The organism is Oscillospiraceae bacterium CM (assembly GCA_022870705.1).
In the GTDB taxonomy this organism is placed as follows: domain Bacteria; phylum Bacillota; class Clostridia; order Oscillospirales; family Oscillospiraceae; genus Sporobacter.
In genome coordinates, this window is sequence record CP072107.1 from 1,266,749 (window position 1) to 1,285,399 (window position 18,651).

An 18,651-nucleotide genomic window follows, 5' to 3' on the forward strand; every position below is an offset into this window, starting at 1 on the left:
GCCGATATACCAGTCATATCCAGCGAGATGCCGAAGGCGGCGTCAGTCCTTCTTGAACAGTTCGGAGACCTTGTCAATAACCTCCGGGACAAGCTCGATGATCCTGTCAACCGTCGTCGCCGCTGGCTCCGAGATGTTCATCAGACGAATACTCGTGCCCTTGACGATCAGAAAAGCCACCGGCACAATACTGACACCGGCGCCGCTCCCGCCGCCGAACGAGTTGTTCTGATTTTCGCGCTGATGTTTTGTCTGAAAATCGGACCCGCCGCTGGCGAATCCGAAGCTGACCTTCGAAATCGGAATGAGCGTAATGCCGTCCGCCGTCAAAATCGGCGAACCGACAATTGTGTTGACGTCGACCATTTCCCTGATTTTCTGCATCGTCGTCTCCATCAAATCGCCAATCGGATGTTTATCCATGTTTCAAACCGCCTTTCTCATGTATGCCGCTTTTTAAGAGTGCGAGCGCCGGGTTAAAGGCAATATATATAACCTCCCACACGGCAAGGGACAGTCGGGCTTTGACATAAATATACGGCTCGCTGCTGTCAAAGCTAAACGAGGAGCGAAAATCTCGGCGCCGGATTTTAAAATTATTCTCCAAAATCGGTATTAAAAAACCGAAGCCGACCGATGATGCCCCGAACAAAAGCGCCGTTTCAGCCGGGTTGCCGGACGCGGCTTCATAAAAAATCGTCAACTCCTTGATCAGCAGACGTCGTTTAAGCCGCCCAAGCGCCTCGGCAACCGTCGGCAGCACCTCTTTTAACAGCGCCGCGCGGCCGGGCATCTGCTTCTTTTCAGGCGTCGTCTTTTCCTTCGGCTTTTTTTTCGGCTTTTTTTTCGGCGTCTGAGGGGGATTGACGTTTATTATAGCCGGGCCGATAAAGACACGTACTGAAAAGCCATCCGCGCCGTAAACCACCTCAGCACCGAGGCGCAGGATAGCCAATAGCAGCAAAATCACCGGGATCAATAAAAGCGCGAGCATTTCAAACCTCCGCCGCCTGCATTAGGACAGGGCCGGGCACTGTATCTTCGCCATCTGAAACGGCACCATCGTCTGCCGCCTCGTCACTGTCCGGCGCGTCAAGCGCTTCCGGCTGGCCGCTTTCCGGCAGTTCCGGCAAGTCCGACACGGCGGAAATCCCAAACGTCCGTAAAAACGCCGGTGTCGTCCTGAATAAGAGGGGGCGGCCCGGGACGGAGAGGCGGCCGCACGGCTCGATGAGCCCTCTGTCCTGCAAAAGCCCCACCGTATACGCGCTGTCAACACCGCGCACCTGCTCGATATATGTTTTTGTGACGGGCTGGAAATAAGCGATAATCGCCAGCACCTCCAGCGCCTGCTGGGACAGCTGCGGCTGCTTGCGCGTCTCCAGCGCCATCCGGATCGTATCGGCATATTCCGGGGACGAGCAGAGCTGCACAGCCCTGTCAAGAAAAACGAGGCGAATGCCGCGGCGATCAAAAACATAGGCGTCACGAAGCTTCTCAGCCGCTTCGGTGACATCGCTTTCTGGAACGCCAAGCACCTGTGCGATTCTCATGAGCGCAACGGGCTCGCCGGACGCAAATAGTATGCCCTCTATGGCGCGTTCTATGTCATTAATTTCCATAACCTTTTCCGTTCCGCCGCAGGGCGCGGCCCTTTGCTTTAAGGGTTACCGTCGCCGCTTCCGGCGTCTGTCGTTTCATCATAGAGTCCGCCGTCAGTGGCGACTTGTGACAGCGTCAGCGCGTCGTCACAGCCGTCGACACAGACGGCACCGGCGCGGCACAGCTCCAAAACGGCAACAAAAACGGCGACCATCTCGGTTCGGCTCTGGCAGACGCCGATGAGCTCGGCAATGCGGCACGTACCATAGAGCCGAAGGTGCAGCAGGATTTCCGAGGTTTTTTCCGTGACGGGATACGTCATGCGTTTGGGGTACAAAACGGTTTTCTGCGCCAGCTGGGATTCAAGCTCGTCAGCCGTCACCAGACGTGTTATGACAGCCAGTAGCTCCGAAACGTCGTGCTCATAACGGTAAGCGTCGTCCGGCTCGAAATATTCCGGTAGCTTGACCATCAGCCAGCCGTTTCGCTGCGCCAGAAGCGCCAATTCCGCCGTAACATCTTTGATCTGCGAATAAGCTTCCCGGCGGCGAACCTCCTCGAGTGACGAGATTAAAGCGTCCAGCTCGTCAACGTCGCGCTCGCCGGAGAGAAGAACTTTTGTTTTAATATACAAAAGGTGTGACGCCATCGTGACGAATTCACTGGCGATTTCAAGGTCCATGGATGTCATCATATTGAGATAGACGAGATACTGCTCTAAAATCAGCGAAACGCTGATATCCTTAATTTCAATCTTGTTTTTGCTCAAAAGCTGCAAAATCAGCGTCAAGGGGCCAGTGAAATCTTCCATTTCTCCTTTTGACTTGACGACGCTTTTAAGTGTAAAAATCGGATTTTCCATCACGGCCCCCCGTCATGCTGAAAATAGCTGATTGGAAAAAGCGGTGATGTTCAGCATCCAGTTGAACACTGTTGTGCTCGCTGCGGACAGCAGGTTGCCGGTTGCCGGGAGCATGATGAGTATAATGAGCAGAATGAAGCCATAGCGTTCATAGCGCATAAGCTTGGCCCACAACTCGTCGGACGCGACGGCAAAAAGGATCTTTGAGCCGTCAAGCGGCGGGACGGGCACCAGATTAAAAATGCCGAGCACGATGCTGAAATAAGCGATTCTCGCCGTCATTTCAGACACGAGGGCAGCTGCCCCGAAATAGTGCAGCAGAACACCCAGTACGAACAAAAATATAGCTGCCAGAATAAAGTTTGAAACAGGCCCGGCCAGTGCCGTGAGCGCCATACCGGCCTTCGGGTTTTTAAAATTGCGCGGGTCGATTTGAACGGGCTTTGCCCAACCGAAGCCCAAAAATACAAACGCCAGAATCCCGACGGGGTCGATATGCCGAAGCGGATTAAACGAGAGCCTTCCCATCTGCTTGGCCGTCTTATCACCTAAGAGCGCCGCCGTCAAGCCGTGTGACATTTCGTGAAAAACAATGCAGGTTAAGGCGGCAACGAGTGAAACAGCCATGTTCAGAAGCGTTGTCCAATTGAAGTTCTGTATGATGTTCGTCAAAGATACTCGTCCCCCTCAAGCGCTTATTATATCAATGTTTAGCAATATTTTCAATCTCTTTAAGCAGTCTGTCCCTGTTTGTGCCTTTCTGCGCTGAAAAAGGCAGTATTTCGGCGTCTGACGGCAGCGTTTCGGCAATCAGCGCCAGATTCGCTGCGCGCTCCGACGGGCGGAGCTTGTCAAACTTGTTGGCCAAAACGATATATGGCCGAGCTGTCGCGACGAACCAATTTGCCATGATAACGTCGTCGGCCGTCGGCTTGTGGCGCGCGTCGACAATCAGAATGCCGAGGGCAATCGTATCCGTCCGCTGGAAAAATGCTTCCATCAGCGTCGCCCAACGCTTTTTTTCGCTGGGGGAAACACGTGCAAAGCCATAGCCGGGCAAATCGACAAAATAGATAGCGCCGTCAATTAGAAAATAATTGATGTGCACCGTCTTCCCCGGCGTCGCGCCGACACGCGCAAAGTTTTTTCGGTTTAAAAGCGCGTTAATGACGGAGGATTTGCCGACGTTTGATTTTCCGGCAAATACGATCTGCGGCAGGCCGCCGGTCAGAAGACCCGACGGCTCTGCCGCTGATTTAATAAATTCGACTTTGTGGATATTCAACTCGATCCCTACTGTCTGATAGACGGGCCCGACTCAACACGGTCGCCACTCTCACCGAGGACGGGGCAGAGCGCCTCCTCCGGCTTAAACGGGACGACTGAAGAAAAATCAAGCGCGACTTTTATGATGTTATCGATGTGGTCGGCCGTGACAAAATTGAGCGCGCGGCGCACCGTCTGGTCAATTTCCTCCAGATTCGGCTCGTTCTCCGCTGGAATAATGACGGTTTTTATCCCGGCCCGCATGGCGGCCATCGTCTTTTCCTTCAAGCCGCCGATGGCAAGGATGCGCCCGCGCAAGGTAATTTCACCTGTCATGGCGAGATCGCGGCGCACCGGTGCGCCGGCGAGGGCCGAAATGACGGCGACGGTGATGGCAATTCCGGCCGACGGGCCGTCCTTCGGCACGGCGCCCTCCGGGAAATGAATATGGATGTCTCGGTTTTTATAAAAATCCGGATCGATGCCGAGCCATTCGGCACGGCTTCTGATATAGGTGACGGCCGCATGCGCCGATTCCTTCATGATCTCGCCGAGGTTGCCCGTCAGTTCAAGCTTGCCGCTCCCGTCTAAAACACTCACCTCGACATCAAGCGTCTCCCCGCCGACCGATGTCCACGCGAGACCTTTGACAAGGCCGATTTCATCCTTCCCCGCAATGTTTTCCGGCTTAAATTTGCGCACGCCGAGGTATTCTTCCAGCATGCCTGTGTTCAGGCTTGCCGATTTAATTTCCCCCGCGACGATTTTTGATGCCGTCTTGCGGCAGGCGGCGGCAATTTCGCGCTCCAAAAGTCGAACGCCGGACTCGCGCGTGTAGCTTGATATCATCTCCATAATCGCGTCGTCACTGATTTTAAGCTGCCGCGATGTGAGTCCGTGCTTTTTCCGCTGCTTCGGCAGGAGATGATCTCTGGCGATATGAAGCTTTTCCACATCAGTATAGCTGGAGAGCTCTATAACCTCCATTCTGTCGAGAAGCGGGCGCGGGATGGTGGAGGTTGTGTTGGCTGTTGTGATAAACATCGTTTCCGACAGATCAAACGGCAGCTCGAGATAATGGTCGCGGAACGTTGCGTTCTGCTCCGGGTCGAGCGCCTCCAACAGCGCCGACGACGGATCGCCGCGATAGTCGCTGCCGAGCTTATCAATTTCGTCAAGCAGGAGCAGCGGGTTTTTCGTCCCGGCTTGGCTGATGGCGGCAATGATGCGCCCCGGCATCGCGCCGACATATGTTTTGCGATGGCCGCGGATTTCCGCCTCGTCGTGAATGCCGCCGAGAGACAAGCGCGCGAGTTTCCTGTTCAGCGCCTTTGCCACGCTGATGGCAATCGACGTTTTGCCGACGCCCGGCGGGCCGACAAGGCAGAGAATGGTGCCGTTTGCTTTGTGGGACAGCTGACGGACGGCGATAAACTCAACAATACGTTCTTTGACCTTCTCCAGACCGAAATGATCCGCGTCGAGTATTTTGCGCGCTAAGGCAATATCCGTTCGCTCTTTTGAAACGGCATGCCACGGCAGTTCAAGACAGATATCAAGATAATTGCGGATGACAGCCGCCTCCGATGAGCCGGCCTGCTGTTTTTCAAGCCGCTCCACTTCACGCAAAAGCTTTTTTTCGATCTCAGCGCTCAGCTTCAACGCGGCAATTTTATGGCGATACTCGTCAAACTCCGTCGTATACTCCGGTGCTTCGCCAAGCTCAGACTGAATAACGCGCAGCTGCTCACGCAGGACATGGTCGCGCTGCTGGCGTTCTAAGCGACCGCGCAGGCGCTCGTCAATCTGCTGCTCAATCTCGACGACGTCGATCTCCCGCAGGAGCATATCGCAGATGAGCTCCAGACGCTTGACGGGCGACAGCGTCTCCAGAATGAGCTGCTTTTTTTCAGGCTTTAAGTACAGATGCTGCGCGACAAAGTCGGCAATATATCCCGGCTCCGTCGCCGTAAAAACGGAGATGACAGCGTCGCGGCTGACATTGCCGGTGATTGTTGAATACGTGTCAAACAAATTGACGCTTTTACGGATGAGCGCCTCGACGCGCGCCGTCACTTTTTCCGGCGCTTCCTCATAGATCGGCTCAACCTCGCAGTAGAAATACTTCCGATCGTTTAAAATCTTCGTCAGCGAAGCGCGGCGAACACCCTCGACGAGCACCTTGATGCCGCCGCCCGGGATTCTCAAAAGCTGTTTGATGACGCAAATTGTGCCGACCCTGTAAAGGTCCGCCTCCGCTGGAGATTCTTTTGAAATATCCTTTTGCGCCAAAAGAAATATTTTGCGCGCGCCATCTGCCGCGGCATTCAGAGCCGCCACAGACATCGGCCGTTCGACGTCAAAATTGAGAAGCATGTTCGGGAAAACGGACAGGCCTCTTAAAGCGAGCATCGGAAGATGCTCGCCAGTCAGTGCGTTATAAACTGTTTCGCTCATGGTGTCCCTCCAGGCTGTGGTACGCTTTTCCGATAATGGTTTTAGAGCCGCACCAAGGTGCGGCTCATCATTTTACGATGCGTTGATAACGTCTGGGTCTAGCTGCGGTTTGGGCCGGTAGACGATGCGCGGTGATTCCGTGCCGACAACACTTTCTTTGGTGATGACGACCTTTTCGATCTTATTATCGGACGGCACGTCATACATGATGTTCATCATGATGCCTTCCATGACGCTGCGCAGACCGCGCGCGCCGATTTCCATGTCGATGGCCTTGTCGGCGATGGCCGCCAGGGCGTCTTCGTTAAACTCGAGACTGACATGATCGTAACTCATCAAAACGGTATACTGCCGGGTCAGGGCATTTTTCGGCTCCTTGAGGATCCGTATCAAGTCCTCGCGGCTTAAGGACTGGAGCGTCGTGATGACCGGCATCCGGCCGACAAGCTCCGGAATAAGCCCATATTTGAGCAGGTCGTGCGCCTGAATATGCTTGAGCGTCTGACCGATGTCTTTGTCCTTTTTGCTTTTGATCTCCGCGCCAAAGCCCATGCTCTTTTTGTCGAGCCTGTTTTCAATGATGCGCTCGACGCCGTCAAACGCGCCGCCGCAGATGAACAGAATGTTCGTCGTGTCGATGCTGATGAATTCCTGATGCGGATGCTTGCGCCCGCCCTGCGGCGGAACGTTGGCAACCGTCCCCTCCAGTATTTTCAGCAGCGCCTGCTGGACACCCTCGCCGGAAACGTCGCGCGTGATGGACGTATTCTCGCTTTTGCGGGCAATCTTGTCAATTTCGTCGATATAGATGATGCCGCGCTGCGCGCGTTCAACGTCGAAGTCTGCCGCCTGCAACAGCCGAAGCAGAATGTTCTCAACGTCATCGCCGACATAGCCCGCCTCAGTCAAGGTCGTTGCGTCGGCAATGGCGAACGGCACCTGCAGGATGCGTGCCAGCGTCTGCGCAAACAGCGTCTTGCCGCTCCCGGTCGGGCCGACGAGCAGAATGTTGCTCTTTTGCAGTTCCGTGTCGTTCGTGCCGCCGAAAAAGATACGCTTGTAATGGTTGTAAACAGCGACGGCCAGGGAAATTTTCGCCGTCTCCTGCCCAATCACATACTCGTCGAGCACCGCCCTGATTTCAGCGGGCTTCGGGAGCTTTTCAGAAAGGTCGCCGTGATCGTCCGAGCGGACGATTTTCATGGGAACAAACTCATCGCCTAAAATGCTCGTGCACAGGGCGATGCACTCATTGCAAATGTACGACGCACCCTGACCGGCAATAATGCGGTTGACCTGATCCTGCCGTTTTCCGCAGAAGCTGCAGCGAACGATTTTGTTATCGTCATATTTTGCCATACGGAAATAACTCCTAACGCTTGGTAATAACGCTGTCGATCAATCCGAACGCCTTTGCCTCCTCGGCTGTCAAGAAGTTGTCGCGCTCCGTCGCCTCACGGACGGCTTCAATCGGCTTGCCCGTGTTGTCGGCGAGGATTTTGTTGAGCCTGTCTTTCATCTTCAGGATGTTTTCGGCATGTATCTGTATATCGGTCGCCTGACCTCTGAAGCCGCCGGACGGCTGGTGAATCATAATCTCTGAATTGGGCAGCGCGATGCGTTTGCCCTTGGCGCCTGCCGCGAGCAAAAAAGCGCCCATGCTGGCGGCAAGGCCGATGCAGATCGTGGAGACATCCGCCTTAATATACTGCATCGTGTCATAGATGGCAAAACCGGCCGTGACAGAACCGCCTGGACTGTTGATATAAAACTGAATGTCCTTGTCAGGGTCCTGCGCTTCGAGATACAACAGCTGGGCGACGACGAGACTGGCCGTTGTATCGTTGACCTCTTCGCCGAGGAAAACGATACGGTCGTTTAACAGTCTTGAAAAAATATCGTAGGAACGCTCACCGCGCGAGGTCTGCTCAACAACGTATGGCACTAAACTCATAATGTCAACTCCTTGAATTTGTCTGCGCCGTTCACACGTCAATGATGTTAACCAGTTTATCCGTCCGATATTCCTTTTGTGACGGATTATTCACTGTCCGCTTTGTCCGGCGCTGCTTTTTTCTTCCGGGCCGGTTTCTCCGGTTTTTCCGCCGCTTCGTCGGCTGGCGCCTTCTTTGCGCGGGCCGGTTTCTCCGGTTTTTCCTCTGTTACTATATTATCGGCAGCTTCGCTATCCGTCTTAACCTTTTTTGCTTTTTTCGCTTTCGGCTCCTTTTCGGCTGTATCTTCAGCCGGCTTATACGCCTCAACCGTGGCATGGCTGCAGACAATTTTTGATGCGGCCTCCAGCATCACCTCGTGTTCCACCGTCTCCCGCGGAACAGATTCTTTGACGACAGACGGCTCAACCTTATACTTCTTTGCCAGATCGTCGTAAAAGGCTTCAATGTCGGCGTCCGTGGCGGTAATGTTTTCAAGCTCGGCAATCTTTTCAAGACCGAGCGTTGTTTTGATCTGATGAACGGCGCTGGCGCGCATCGAGTCACGGAAGCTCTCCGGCGTCATGCCCATCATGCTGGCATAGGAATTAATGTCCATCCCGTAGGCGGCCAACTGGCGCGTCATATTCTGCACCGAGCCGTCAAGGTGTTCTTCCACCATCGCGTCGGGAATCTCCGCCTCAACCGATTCGGCCATTTTGGCCATCAGGGCGTTTTCAAAGGCCTTGTCGACCTCCTCACGCTTCGTCTCGGCCAGACGGTCACGGATGCTCTTTTTATAGTCCGCCATGGTGTCAAATTCCGACACATCTTTGACGAATTCGTCGTCAAGCTCCGGCAAAATGCTTTCTTTAACGTCTTTAATTGTCACCTTAAAAACAACGGGCTTTCCGGCAAGGTGCTCGTGATAATCCTTCGGGAAGACGAGATCCAGGTCTGCCGAGTCACCGGCGGCCATGCCAAGAATTTTATCTTCAAAGCCGGGAATAAACGTGTTCGAACCGAGGACGAGGTCATAGTTTTCACCCTTGCCGCCTTCAAACGGCACGCCGTCAATAAAGCCCTCAAAATCAATCACGGCCGTATCGCCGTTTTTGGCCGGGCTTGTCGTTGACTGGATGCGCGCATTGCGGGCGCGCACGCTCTCAACCTCGCCGTCCACAGCGCTCTCGTCCACATCGGCCGGCATCTTAACGGCCGAAAGGCCCTTGTAGACAACGTTTTTGACTTCGGGATAGAGCTCGACGGTAAATTTCACCTCGGCGGATTTGTCGTCGTTAAGGTTAAAATCCGTCACCTTCGGATAGCCGACAGTCTTGAGCTTCTCCGCCGTCACGCCATGCGTGAAGACGGTGGGCAGAAGGGCGTCTAACGCATCGTTATAAAAAACAGAGGCGCCGTACATTCTTTCAATGATTTTACGCGGCGCTTTGCCTTTTCGGAAACCGGGCACGGCGATCTGGCCCTTATTTTTTTTATAAGCGCCTTCCAGTGCCTGCTCGAATTCTTCCGCCGTCATTACGACGGTCAGCGCCGCTATTTTGTTGTCTTTCTTTTCACAGCTCGTTACGTTCAAAACATTTTCCTCCTACGAACACGTCGCATTTATGGCATAGTCGGGGTATTCTATCATAGAAAAAGCCCGATTGCAACAATTTTACCGGACTTTCACGGGCGAAAACTGCACATAGTCGGCCGAAACCATATGGAAGGATATACCTTCATAAAGCCCTGTTACGGCGTACTGATGGCCGAGGCCGTGAATGTGGCCGTACCAGCAGTTACGAACGTTATAGCGGTGCAAAACGTCCAGAATGCCGCGACAGACATAATTTTTAAAAACGGGCGGATAATGCAGAAAACAGAGCTTTTCGGGGACGTCTCCGGCCGCCTTTAGGGATGCCTCCAGGCGAAGCACTTCCCTGTTCATCACCTTGCGGTCGTGGTCGGAGCCTGTCTCCTCCTCGAAAAACCAGCCGCGCGTCCCGCAGAGCGCCGCGCCGTCGATGATAAAGGCGTTGTTGTTGAGAATATCAATCGTCGTGATGCCTTCTTTGTTGAAAAAGGCCGTCATTTTCGATGCCGTTGACCACCAATAATCGTGGTTACCCTTTAAAACCAGCTTTCGGCCGGGCAGACGGTCGATGAACTTGAAATCTGCGGCGCTCTCAGAAAGCGACATCCCCCATGAAACGTCCCCGCAGAGAACGCATGTGTCATCATCACCAAGCGCTGAGAACCCGGCCGTCATTTTTTCAACATAGTTATCCCACCGCGCGCCGAAAACATCCATCGGCTTGTCGGTTCCAAACGACAGGTGCAGATCGCCGATTGCGTATACTGACATGGCATACCTTTCCTTCATACATATAAAAAATCATCACCGGTGATAATAATCATGCCAATTGGCACGACAAACATCAGGAGGAAGCTATGACTGACAGTAAACACAGCGACGTTCTCTACGGGGTCGGCTGCGACGCCGTAAACTGCAAGTTCCACGGGCATGACAACAGATGCTTTGCCGACAGCATTATGGTCGAATCACCCGACGCGCATAAAAAGGCGGAAACCTTCTGCAGCACATTTGCGCCCCGCGCAACGGGCGTCCAGTGACCTCGAGCGGGGATGGCAAAGCCATCCCCGCTTCTTGTACGATTGCTGCTGCCGTTATTTCAAAAATTGTGCAACGACAGCGGGCATTTCCTCTTTCCCGACGCATGCGTCAAAACGCTTTGTTTTGCCGCGCAGCTGATGAAGCGGAAGCGGCGCTTTAACGCCGGTGACAGCTTCGAGCCGGTCGATGCCGTCCAGGTTCTTGGCACCCGAATCATCACCCAGCGCGTCGAGCACGCTGTCGCAGAATTTGTAGGGGCTCGCCGTTGAGACAACGACGGTTTTTGTGGTGTCTCCCGTTTGCGCACGGTAATTTTTCAAAACGCTGTACGCTACAGCGGTGTGTGTGTCGATGAGATAGCGGTATTCCTTAAACGTCTCGGCAATCGTCTTCTTCGTCTCGTCGTCCGAGCTCCAGCCGCTCGTAAAGTCTTTGGCGATACCGGCCTTAATATCGTCAGACACCGAATAGACGCCCGCGTCTGCAAGCGCTTTCATATACCCCGCCACAAGCGCGTCGTCACCGCCGGAGAGTTCAAAGAGCAGCCGCTCTAAATTGCTTGAGACGAGAATGTCCATCGAGGGGGAAATCGTCGTGTAAAACGGCCTGTTTTTGTTGTAAACGCCCGTCGTGATAAACTCGGTCAAAACGTCGTTGCAGTTGGACGCGCAAATGAGCCGCCCAATTGGCAGACCCATTTTTTTTGCATAGAAACCGGCAAGAATATTACCGAAATTTCCCGTCGGCACGCAGAAGTTGAGCGCCTCGCCCTTTTGAAGCGCGCCGGATTGAATCATGTCGCACCAGGCCGATACATAATAGACAATCTGCGGCAGCAGACGGCCCCAGTTGATGGAGTTGGCCGATGAAAGGAAATATCCGGCGCTGTCAAGCGCACGGCGCATATGCTCATCCGAAAATATTGATTTGACGCCGGCTTGTGCGTCGTCAAAATTGCCCCTAACGGCGCAGACGCCGACGTTTTGACCTTCCTGCGTCGTCATCTGGAGCTTCTGCACGTCGGAAACGCCGTCCTCCGGATAAAAAACCATGATTTTCGTGCGCGGGACGTCCCGGAAGCCCTCGAGTGCCGCTTTGCCCGTATCGCCGGACGTCGCCACAAGGATGCAGACATCCTTCGTCTCCCCCGTTTTGTCGAGCGAGGCTGTCAAGAGGTGCGGCAGCATCTGAAGCGCCATATCCTTAAACGCGCACGTCGGCCCGTGCCACAGCTCCAAAAACACTGTCTGTGCGTCGAGCGGGACGACGGGTGCCACAGCCGGGCTGTCAAAGGCGGCTGGGCCATAGGCCTTTTCGGCAAACGCGCGCAGCTCTTCCGGTGAAAAATCATCGAGGAAGAGGCCCATCAGGACTATAGCCCTGTCAATATACGTCATATGGATGAGGCGCTCCAGCGTCTCGGCCGTTAAATTCGGCAGTGCTGTTGGGACAAAAAGGCCGCCGTCTCGTGATAAGCCCTGTGCGATGGCGCGGGCCGCCGATACGCTGATGCCCTGATCTCTGGTGCTTTGATACTGCATGTTCCGTAAGTCCTTTCACTCAAAAGCGTTGATAAGATGGTTAATAACCGGGTTTTCTGTTATAGCGCCCTGCGGCGCATAAATTTCGATCACGTCAAAGCGCGGCTGCAGCGGCGTCTCATTGGCACACAGCCAGAGGGCTGCCGTTTTGCGCAGGCGCTCCTGCTTGTTTCTGTCGACAAATTCACGCGCTTCGGCAAAGCTGCTGTTCTTCCGCAGCTTGACCTCCACAAAGACGATATACCGCCCGTCGCGCACGATGAGGTCAATCTCCCCATAGCGCGACCGGTATCCCATCGCAACAGGGATATACTGACGGTCCCGGAGGTATTTCATGGCGCTGGCCTCTCCCCAGCTGCCGCGAAGCTTCGTATTCAATCCAAGGGCCTCCGATCAGCACCGCCGCCGAACAGCTTTTTCAGAAACGACCGCCGATGGACGGGGGACGGGCCGTGCGCGGCGAGGCGCTCATAATGCGCCTTCGTGCCATAGCCCTTGTGAACGTCGAATAGGTATTCCGGATACTCAAGCGCCAGCGTCCGCATAAAGCGGTCACGGCTCACTTTGGCAAGAATCGACGCCGCGGCGATCGACGCCGATTTGCCGTCCCCGCCGACGATGCAGCGGCAGACAGCCGTGACGCCTGTCGCCCTGTTGCCGTCAATGAGGGCGACTTCCGGGGTAAAGTCAAGAGCTTCGATGGCCCTGTTCATGGCAAGAAATGTCGCGTTTAAAATATTCACATCATCGATTTCCCGGGCTGTCGCCGTGCCAACGGCGCAGGAAACAGCCGTTTGCGTGATCACATCAAAAAGCGCCTCGCGCCGCTGGGCGCTGAGCTTCTTAGAGTCGTTCAGACCTGATATGATAACACCCGGCGGCAGAATAACAGCAGCGGCATAGACGGGCCCGGCAAGACATCCGCGTCCCGCCTCGTCTACGCCGCAGATAATCTGCCATCCGTCGGAGAAGCTTTCATTTTCGTATGCCCACCAGTCCACAGCATCGTCACTCCGGTCTCTCTAAGCTCACACGGCCGAGGCGGCCGCCCCGGAATTCATCGAGAAGAATGACGGCCATGCGCTCCGTGTCAACGAGGCCGCCCGGCAGTAAAAAGCCGCGTTTTTTCGCCGCTGCCGTCAAAAGAGCCACGCCATCATCGCTTGATATGTCAATTTTATAGCGCTCGGCAAGCTTTTCCGGGCAGACGTCACGAAGGCGCAACAGGAGCCTTGATGCCAGAGCCTCTCTGTCGAGGATCCGATCTTTAACGGCTCCCGTAAAAGCAAGGTTCTCCGCAACCGTCTGGCTGTCGAACTTCGGCCAGAGGATACCCGGCGTATCGAGCAGCTCGAGACCCGGACCAAGAGTGATCCATTGCTTGCCGCGCGTGACGCCCGGCCTGTCGGAGGCTTCCGCCGCCTTTCGCCCGGCCACGCGGTTAATAAACGACGATTTGCCGACATTCGGAATGCCGACAATCATCAGGCGTATCGTCCGTCCGGCCTGCCCTTTGGCGGCATAAGCTTCGATTTTATCCTTCAGAAGACGGCGGACGGCGTCGGGAAACCCGGCCGTCCCTTTGCCGTTTTTGGAGTCCGTCTCCAAAACGGAAAGCCCTGCCGAGCGATAAGCGGCGGCCCAGCGCTTCGTTACGGCCGGGTCGGCCTGATCGATTCTGTTGAGGATTAAAAGGCGCGGTTTAGCACCGGCGATACTGTCCAGATCGGGGTTTCGGCTCGCGTATGGAATGCGCGCATCAACGATTTCACAGACGGCGTCGACAAGCTTTAAATTGTCCGCAATCATCCGCCGCGCCTTCGTCATATGGCCGGGAAACCACTGGATATTAATTTCTTCCTGCATCGACCGTTATCTGTACACGGTGCCGATTCGGGCAAACGAGCGCGACCCATCCGTGTTTTGCCCGGGGATGAGCACAAAGAGCACCTTGCCGAGAATCTGGCGTGTGTCAACCATGCCGACGTAATTGCTGCGGCTGTCGGTTGATTCATTGCGGTTATCACCCATGACGAAAACATTGCCCTTCGGGACGACGACGGGGCCGACGAAATCTTCACGGCTGTGCGTTAAATCATTAATATATTTTTCTTCAATGACCTTACCGTCAATTGAAACATCACCCGTGTCAAAATCAATATCGACTGTTTGGCCTTCCGTCGCGATGACACGTTTGACAATCGGCGTATCGCCGAAAGCGACCGTTTTGATGATGACGATATCGCCGTATTTCGGCGTGTAAAACAGGTTTGTCAAAATAATCTTATCGTTATTCACAAGCGTCGGCATCATGGAGGGGCCTTCAACGCCCATCACGCGGCCGATAAAAACAAATATCAGGATACCGCACAAAATAGCCGAGACGATACACTGCAGCCAGTCATATAATTCCATTGCTGCCGACGTCTCATGCTTTTTCCCGTCTTTCGTAACTGCCGGGCTCTCGTCCGCCACTTCTTCTTCCGCCGGTGCGCTATCGGCCCCGTCGGCTGTTTCCTCGTCATCGGCGTCCGGCCGGAGGTTGATGCCATATTTTATTTCAAGAAGGTCATAGTCAATTTCGTTTTCGTCCATAAAACAAACCTCTCAGTCGTTGAGTATCGGCATCCATGTCATGTCGTTTCGCCATGTCTTTATATGATTATACACAATTCGAGGATAAAAAAAAGAGGCCGCGGCCTCTTTTTTTCTATTCTGAGTAACTTTTTGATTAAATGCGTTCTTTAACTTTGGCTTTTTTGCCGACTCTGTTGCGCAGATAGTACAGCTTCGCCCTTCTGACCTTACCCTGTCGAATTGTCTCAACGGAGACGATTGACGGGGAATGCACCGGGAACACCTTCTCACAGCCGACATTGTAGGAAATGCGGCGAACCGTAATCGTTTCATTGATACCGCCGTGTTTTTTGGCGATAATTGTGCCTTCAAAAGCCTGGTTGCGTTCGCGGTTGCCTTCCTTGACGCGAACCGTGACGCGCACGGTATCACCCACATTCATGGTGGGCAGCTCCGGCTTCATGTATTTTTCACTGAGCAGTTTGATGAGATCCATTTGTATCCTCCCTTCATGTAAGACGTTCATGTGGGGTTTACCCGCAGCGGACCGCCCAGATGGTCAACAGCATGCGTTCCTCAAAATGCCCGAGTCAAACTGTTGCTTGACCCGAATCGATATAAACGCTTTGATATATTACCACGGCGGTCACTAATTTGCAAGTATTTTAATCGTCCCGGTCAGATTAAATTTTTTGTGAACTGTTTTAAACAGCGGGTAAAACATGCTATACTAAAAATGTTTAAATCTGCCTGAGGGGGATCACCGTGAGATCGCTGATGAAAGCCATTGATAAATTTTGCCTGACGCACCGCCGCTTCGGCATTCCGCGCCTGATGATGACGGTTATCATCGGCACGGCCGCCGTCTTATTCATTGCGATGCTCGATACGACGCGTACTTTTCTGAGCCTGTTAACGTTTGACCCGTATTTGATCCTGCATGGTCAAATCTGGCGTCTTGTCTCGTGGGTCTTCATCCCAGTCGGTGACAGCATTCTCTTCACGGCCATCATGCTATACTTCTATTACTTCATTGGTTCAACACTCGAGCGCGAATGGGGCACGCCGAAATTCAATATTTATTATTTAATTGGCATTCTCATCAATGTCGTATACGGCTTTGTCGTCTGGGCGCTGATGGGCGCGGGGGCTATTTTTTACACAAACCTTCTCAGCGCGTCTTACCTGAACCTCTCCATGTTCTTTGCTTTTGCCGTTTTATATCCCGAGCAGCAGGTGCTTTTGTTTTTCATCATTCCCATCAAAATCAAGTGGCTGGCGATTGTTGACGCCGCCTACTTTGCGCTGATGATGATGCTCAGCCTCGTGCGTGCCGATTTCGTCGGAGCCTTTTTGCCCGTCGTGGCCGTTTTGAATTTTCTCCTCTTCTGCTACAGTGATCTCCACCGCCTCTTCGGCCCGATTCGGGCGCGTACCTCGTATCAGACGATCAGCTTTAAAAAGGCGGCAAAAAAAATACAGCGGGAGGAATCGTCGCGCCCCTACCGCCATAAATGCGCCGTCTGCGGCAAGACGGATGCCGAATTCCCAAATCTGGAGTTTCGCTATTGCTCCCGCTGCAACGGCTATCACTGCTTCTGCGCCGACCATATCAACAGCCACGTACATTTTCAGTAATTAAACGCCATCATAAAAGGCCGGAGCCATCGCTCCGGCCTTTTCTTTTACAGCCATTCCCGCACGAGATCGCGGACGACTTCCCCGGCAAGCATCATACCCGCTGCCGGCGGGACAAACGATACACTCGCCGGGACCGACCGGCGCGCAAGCACCTCGTCCGTCTCGGAAACCGGCTTGCGCGGCGTCTCCGTAGACCAGACGACCTTCAATGCCGATATGCCGCGCTTTTTAAGCTCCCGGCGGAAAACACGCGCCAGTGGGTCGCCGCTTGTTTCAAAAATGTCGCCGACGGTAAGCTTTGTCGGGTCAAGCTTGTTCCCCGTCCCCGTCGCGCTGACAAGCGGCGTTTGACTGTTGTGACAGCACTCGGCAATGAGCAGCTTGGCTGACACGGTATCGATGGCGTCAACAACGTAGTCATAGGCCGCAAAATCAAACAGGCCCGCCGTTTCAGCCGAAAAAAACTGATCGACCGTTTCAACGACAGCCGAGGGGTTAATATCGCGGATTCGCGCGGCCATGACATCGACCTTCTTTTGCCCGAGCGTTGAGTGCAGCGCCACGAGCTGCCGGTTTATATTCGTCAGTGCTATATCGTCATGGTCGACGAGCACAAGCGTGCCAACGCCTGCGCGGGCGAGCGCCTCGCACGCAAACGAGCCGACGCCGCCGATACCGAAGACGAGAACGCGTGCCTTCGAAAGCCGTTTGACAGCTGCGTCACCCAGAAGCATTCTTGTTCTTGAAAATTGATCCGGCATCTTGTCCCTCTTATTTCTTCCCGACGGCGGCCTGCAGCACCGTGTTGGCGACGGCCCCGGCCGTGTGCGCCCCGTAGCCGCCGTTTTCAACGACGACGACAAACGCCAGCGGGTAATCTCGATTGGTGATATAGCCGACGAACCAGGCATTCGGCGCTTTGCCGCCGCCAACCTCCGCCGTACCGGACTTCGCGTAGAGTTGGAGCCCGGGGAAATTATCTTTTCCGTACGTCTTATAGACGTTGTAATTCATCATCGTGGCGATTTTCTCGGCCGTTTCCCGGCTCAAAAGGCGCTCGGAGCCGGGTGGGATGATGCCGGTGACACCGGTATCGTGCAAAAGCGTCATATCAACGGCGAGCCCCCCGTTGGCAATGGCCGAGACATAGCGCAGCATCGCAGCCGGACAGACAAGATCGTTATACTGCCCGATTCCCGACCAGGCGAGATCGGCCGACCTGGCGGGTGCCTTGTCGAATTTTCCAGTGGCCGTTTTTATGCCGTCAATTGAAAAGCTTTTTGTCACACCGACGGCATCGGCATACGATGCAAGCGTATCGGCCCCCAAATCGAGCGAGAGCTGGGCAAACGCCGTGTTGCAGGAGACGGCCAGCGCGTCTTCAATCGATAGTTCACCGTGCTTAGCCGTGCATTTAACATAGTCCCCGCCGACGGTCAGCCCGCCGTTGCAGGTAAAGACGCGGGAATATAAATCGTCCATATTGTCGATAGCCGCCGCAAGCGTGATAAGCTTATACGTGGAGCCCGGCGTATAGGCGGCAGAAAGAAAACGGTTGATGTAGACACCGTCATACCGGCTGTCCGACAAATCCGGTACATTTGCCGGGTCAAAGGCCGGTGTGGAAACCATACAGAGGATTTCACCCGTTTTGTAATTGACAACGCCGACAGCCCCGTTTCGTCCAGCCAGCGCCTTATAAGCCGCGACATTAAGCGATGCGTCAATCGAGAGCGTCACGTTTTGCCCTTGCCCCGTTCTCGAGTACGCGCCCGTTATGAAATTATATCCGGCCAGACGCGAGGCAAAGGCGGATAATGCCCCCGTCCCGATATTGCCGCTTAAATCACCGACGGCATGCAGCGTCGCCTTGCGGACGGTTGCATCGTCGGCGTAAACACGCGTACCATCTTCAACCGTTGAAAGGATAAGGCCGTTGCGGTCGAGCACCGTGCCGACGTTGAGAACGCCGCCGGTGTAAACAGTCGCGTTTGACTGAAAGGAGACCCACTTCCGCCCGTCAAGGGCAAGACGGACGATATACAGCGTGAGCCCAACAACGGCGAGCGCCGCTAACAGTAGAACAGCCATTGACCGTTTGCCGACTCTTTTCATCTCACAGCGCACCTCCCA

Annotated in this window: 21 protein-coding genes; 2 read left to right on the forward strand and 19 right to left on the reverse strand. The window is 54.3% G+C overall.

Features of this window, described 5'->3' with window-relative positions:
* Positions 1-42: 42 nt before the first annotated feature.
* From ytfJ to IZU99_06370, 11 genes are all read right to left on the reverse strand, one after another.
* Entirely contained in the window at positions 43-423 is a 381-nt protein-coding gene (gene ytfJ, locus IZU99_06320) for a GerW family sporulation protein (GenBank protein UOO36900.1), read from the reverse strand.
* Positions 416-994 (reverse strand): hypothetical protein, encoded by a 579-nt coding sequence (locus IZU99_06325; GenBank protein UOO36901.1) that lies wholly within the window; start codon positions 992-994, stop codon positions 416-418. Before IZU99_06325 ends, ytfJ begins: the two co-directional genes overlap by 8 nt.
* Before the next feature lies 1 nt (position 995).
* A complete protein-coding gene (gene scpB, locus IZU99_06330) occupies positions 996-1,622 on the reverse strand; it encodes an SMC-Scp complex subunit ScpB (protein UOO36902.1) in 627 nt (208 codons plus the stop codon).
* Between the two features lie 38 nt (positions 1,623-1,660).
* Positions 1,661-2,464: a segregation/condensation protein A gene (locus IZU99_06335; protein ID UOO36903.1), complete on the reverse strand. Its 804-nt coding sequence runs from the start codon at positions 2,462-2,464 to the stop codon at positions 1,661-1,663.
* A 12-nt stretch (positions 2,465-2,476) separates the two neighbouring features.
* Positions 2,477-3,091, reverse strand: a complete 615-nt coding sequence (locus IZU99_06340) for a site-2 protease family protein (GenBank protein UOO38769.1) — start codon at positions 3,089-3,091, stop codon at positions 2,477-2,479.
* A gap of 76 nt (positions 3,092-3,167) precedes the next feature.
* Positions 3,168-3,755, reverse strand: a complete 588-nt coding sequence (locus IZU99_06345) for a YihA family ribosome biogenesis GTP-binding protein (protein ID UOO38770.1) — start codon at positions 3,753-3,755, stop codon at positions 3,168-3,170.
* Between the two features lie 2 nt (positions 3,756-3,757).
* A complete protein-coding gene (gene lon, locus IZU99_06350; protein UOO36904.1) occupies positions 3,758-6,187 on the reverse strand; it encodes an endopeptidase La in 2,430 nt (809 codons plus the stop codon).
* Positions 6,188-6,259: 72 nt separating this feature from the next.
* Positions 6,260-7,546 (reverse strand): ATP-dependent Clp protease ATP-binding subunit ClpX, encoded by a 1,287-nt coding sequence (gene clpX, locus IZU99_06355; GenBank protein ID UOO36905.1) that lies wholly within the window; start codon positions 7,544-7,546, stop codon positions 6,260-6,262.
* A 13-nt stretch (positions 7,547-7,559) separates the two neighbouring features.
* Positions 7,560-8,141 (reverse strand): ATP-dependent Clp endopeptidase proteolytic subunit ClpP, encoded by a 582-nt coding sequence (clpP, locus tag IZU99_06360; GenBank protein UOO36906.1) that lies wholly within the window; start codon positions 8,139-8,141, stop codon positions 7,560-7,562.
* Between the two features lie 86 nt (positions 8,142-8,227).
* Positions 8,228-9,718: a trigger factor gene (locus IZU99_06365; GenBank protein ID UOO36907.1), complete on the reverse strand. Its 1,491-nt coding sequence runs from the start codon at positions 9,716-9,718 to the stop codon at positions 8,228-8,230.
* Between the two features lie 81 nt (positions 9,719-9,799).
* Positions 9,800-10,489: a metallophosphoesterase gene (locus tag IZU99_06370; protein ID UOO36908.1), complete on the reverse strand. Its 690-nt coding sequence runs from the start codon at positions 10,487-10,489 to the stop codon at positions 9,800-9,802.
* A gap of 86 nt (positions 10,490-10,575) precedes the next feature.
* Here IZU99_06370 and IZU99_06375 point away from each other — a divergent pair, with 86 nt between their 5' ends.
* Positions 10,576-10,758 carry a DUF1540 domain-containing protein gene (locus IZU99_06375; protein UOO36909.1) on the forward strand — a complete coding sequence of 61 codons (183 nt, stop codon included), beginning with the start codon at positions 10,576-10,578 and terminating at the stop codon, positions 10,756-10,758.
* 54 nt (positions 10,759-10,812) lie between these two features.
* On the opposite strand, the gene IZU99_06380 is transcribed toward IZU99_06375, so the two are convergent.
* The 6 genes from IZU99_06380 to rplS all read right to left on the reverse strand — a co-directional run bounded on the left by IZU99_06380 (position 10,813) and on the right by rplS (position 15,373).
* Complete coding sequence (locus IZU99_06380) at positions 10,813-12,300, reverse strand: threonine synthase (GenBank protein ID UOO36910.1); 1,488 nt, start codon at positions 12,298-12,300, stop codon at positions 10,813-10,815.
* 15 nt (positions 12,301-12,315) lie between these two features.
* On the reverse strand, positions 12,316-12,678 hold the full coding sequence (locus IZU99_06385; GenBank protein ID UOO36911.1) for a YraN family protein: 363 nt from the start codon (positions 12,676-12,678) through the stop codon (positions 12,316-12,318).
* Positions 12,675-13,301, reverse strand: coding sequence for a ribonuclease HII (locus IZU99_06390; GenBank protein ID UOO36912.1), 627 nt, complete (start codon positions 13,299-13,301; stop codon positions 12,675-12,677). The genes IZU99_06385 and IZU99_06390 overlap by 4 nt, the downstream gene beginning before the upstream one ends.
* A 7-nt stretch (positions 13,302-13,308) precedes the next feature.
* Entirely contained in the window at positions 13,309-14,154 is an 846-nt protein-coding gene (ylqF, locus tag IZU99_06395; protein UOO38771.1) for a ribosome biogenesis GTPase YlqF, read from the reverse strand.
* An 18-nt stretch (positions 14,155-14,172) separates the two neighbouring features.
* Positions 14,173-14,715: a signal peptidase I gene (lepB, locus tag IZU99_06400; protein UOO38772.1), complete on the reverse strand. Its 543-nt coding sequence runs from the start codon at positions 14,713-14,715 to the stop codon at positions 14,173-14,175.
* Positions 14,716-15,031: 316 nt separating this feature from the next.
* The gene (gene rplS, locus IZU99_06405; GenBank protein UOO36913.1) at positions 15,032-15,373 is read right to left on the reverse strand and encodes a 50S ribosomal protein L19; all 342 of its coding nucleotides are present in this window, start codon (positions 15,371-15,373) and stop codon (positions 15,032-15,034) included.
* Between the two features lie 269 nt (positions 15,374-15,642).
* Here rplS and IZU99_06410 point away from each other — a divergent pair, with 269 nt between their 5' ends.
* Entirely contained in the window at positions 15,643-16,515 is an 873-nt protein-coding gene (locus tag IZU99_06410) for a hypothetical protein (protein ID UOO36914.1), read from the forward strand.
* Positions 16,516-16,562: 47 nt separating this feature from the next.
* Here IZU99_06410 and IZU99_06415 read toward each other — a convergent pair whose 3' ends face one another.
* Together IZU99_06415 and IZU99_06420 are read right to left on the reverse strand one after the other, a co-directional pair.
* Positions 16,563-17,279: a tRNA threonylcarbamoyladenosine dehydratase gene (locus IZU99_06415; GenBank protein ID UOO36915.1), complete on the reverse strand. Its 717-nt coding sequence runs from the start codon at positions 17,277-17,279 to the stop codon at positions 16,563-16,565.
* Positions 17,280-17,289: 10 nt separating this feature from the next.
* Entirely contained in the window at positions 17,290-18,633 is a 1,344-nt protein-coding gene (locus IZU99_06420) for a penicillin-binding protein (protein ID UOO36916.1), read from the reverse strand.
* Positions 18,634-18,651 lie beyond the last annotated feature (18 nt).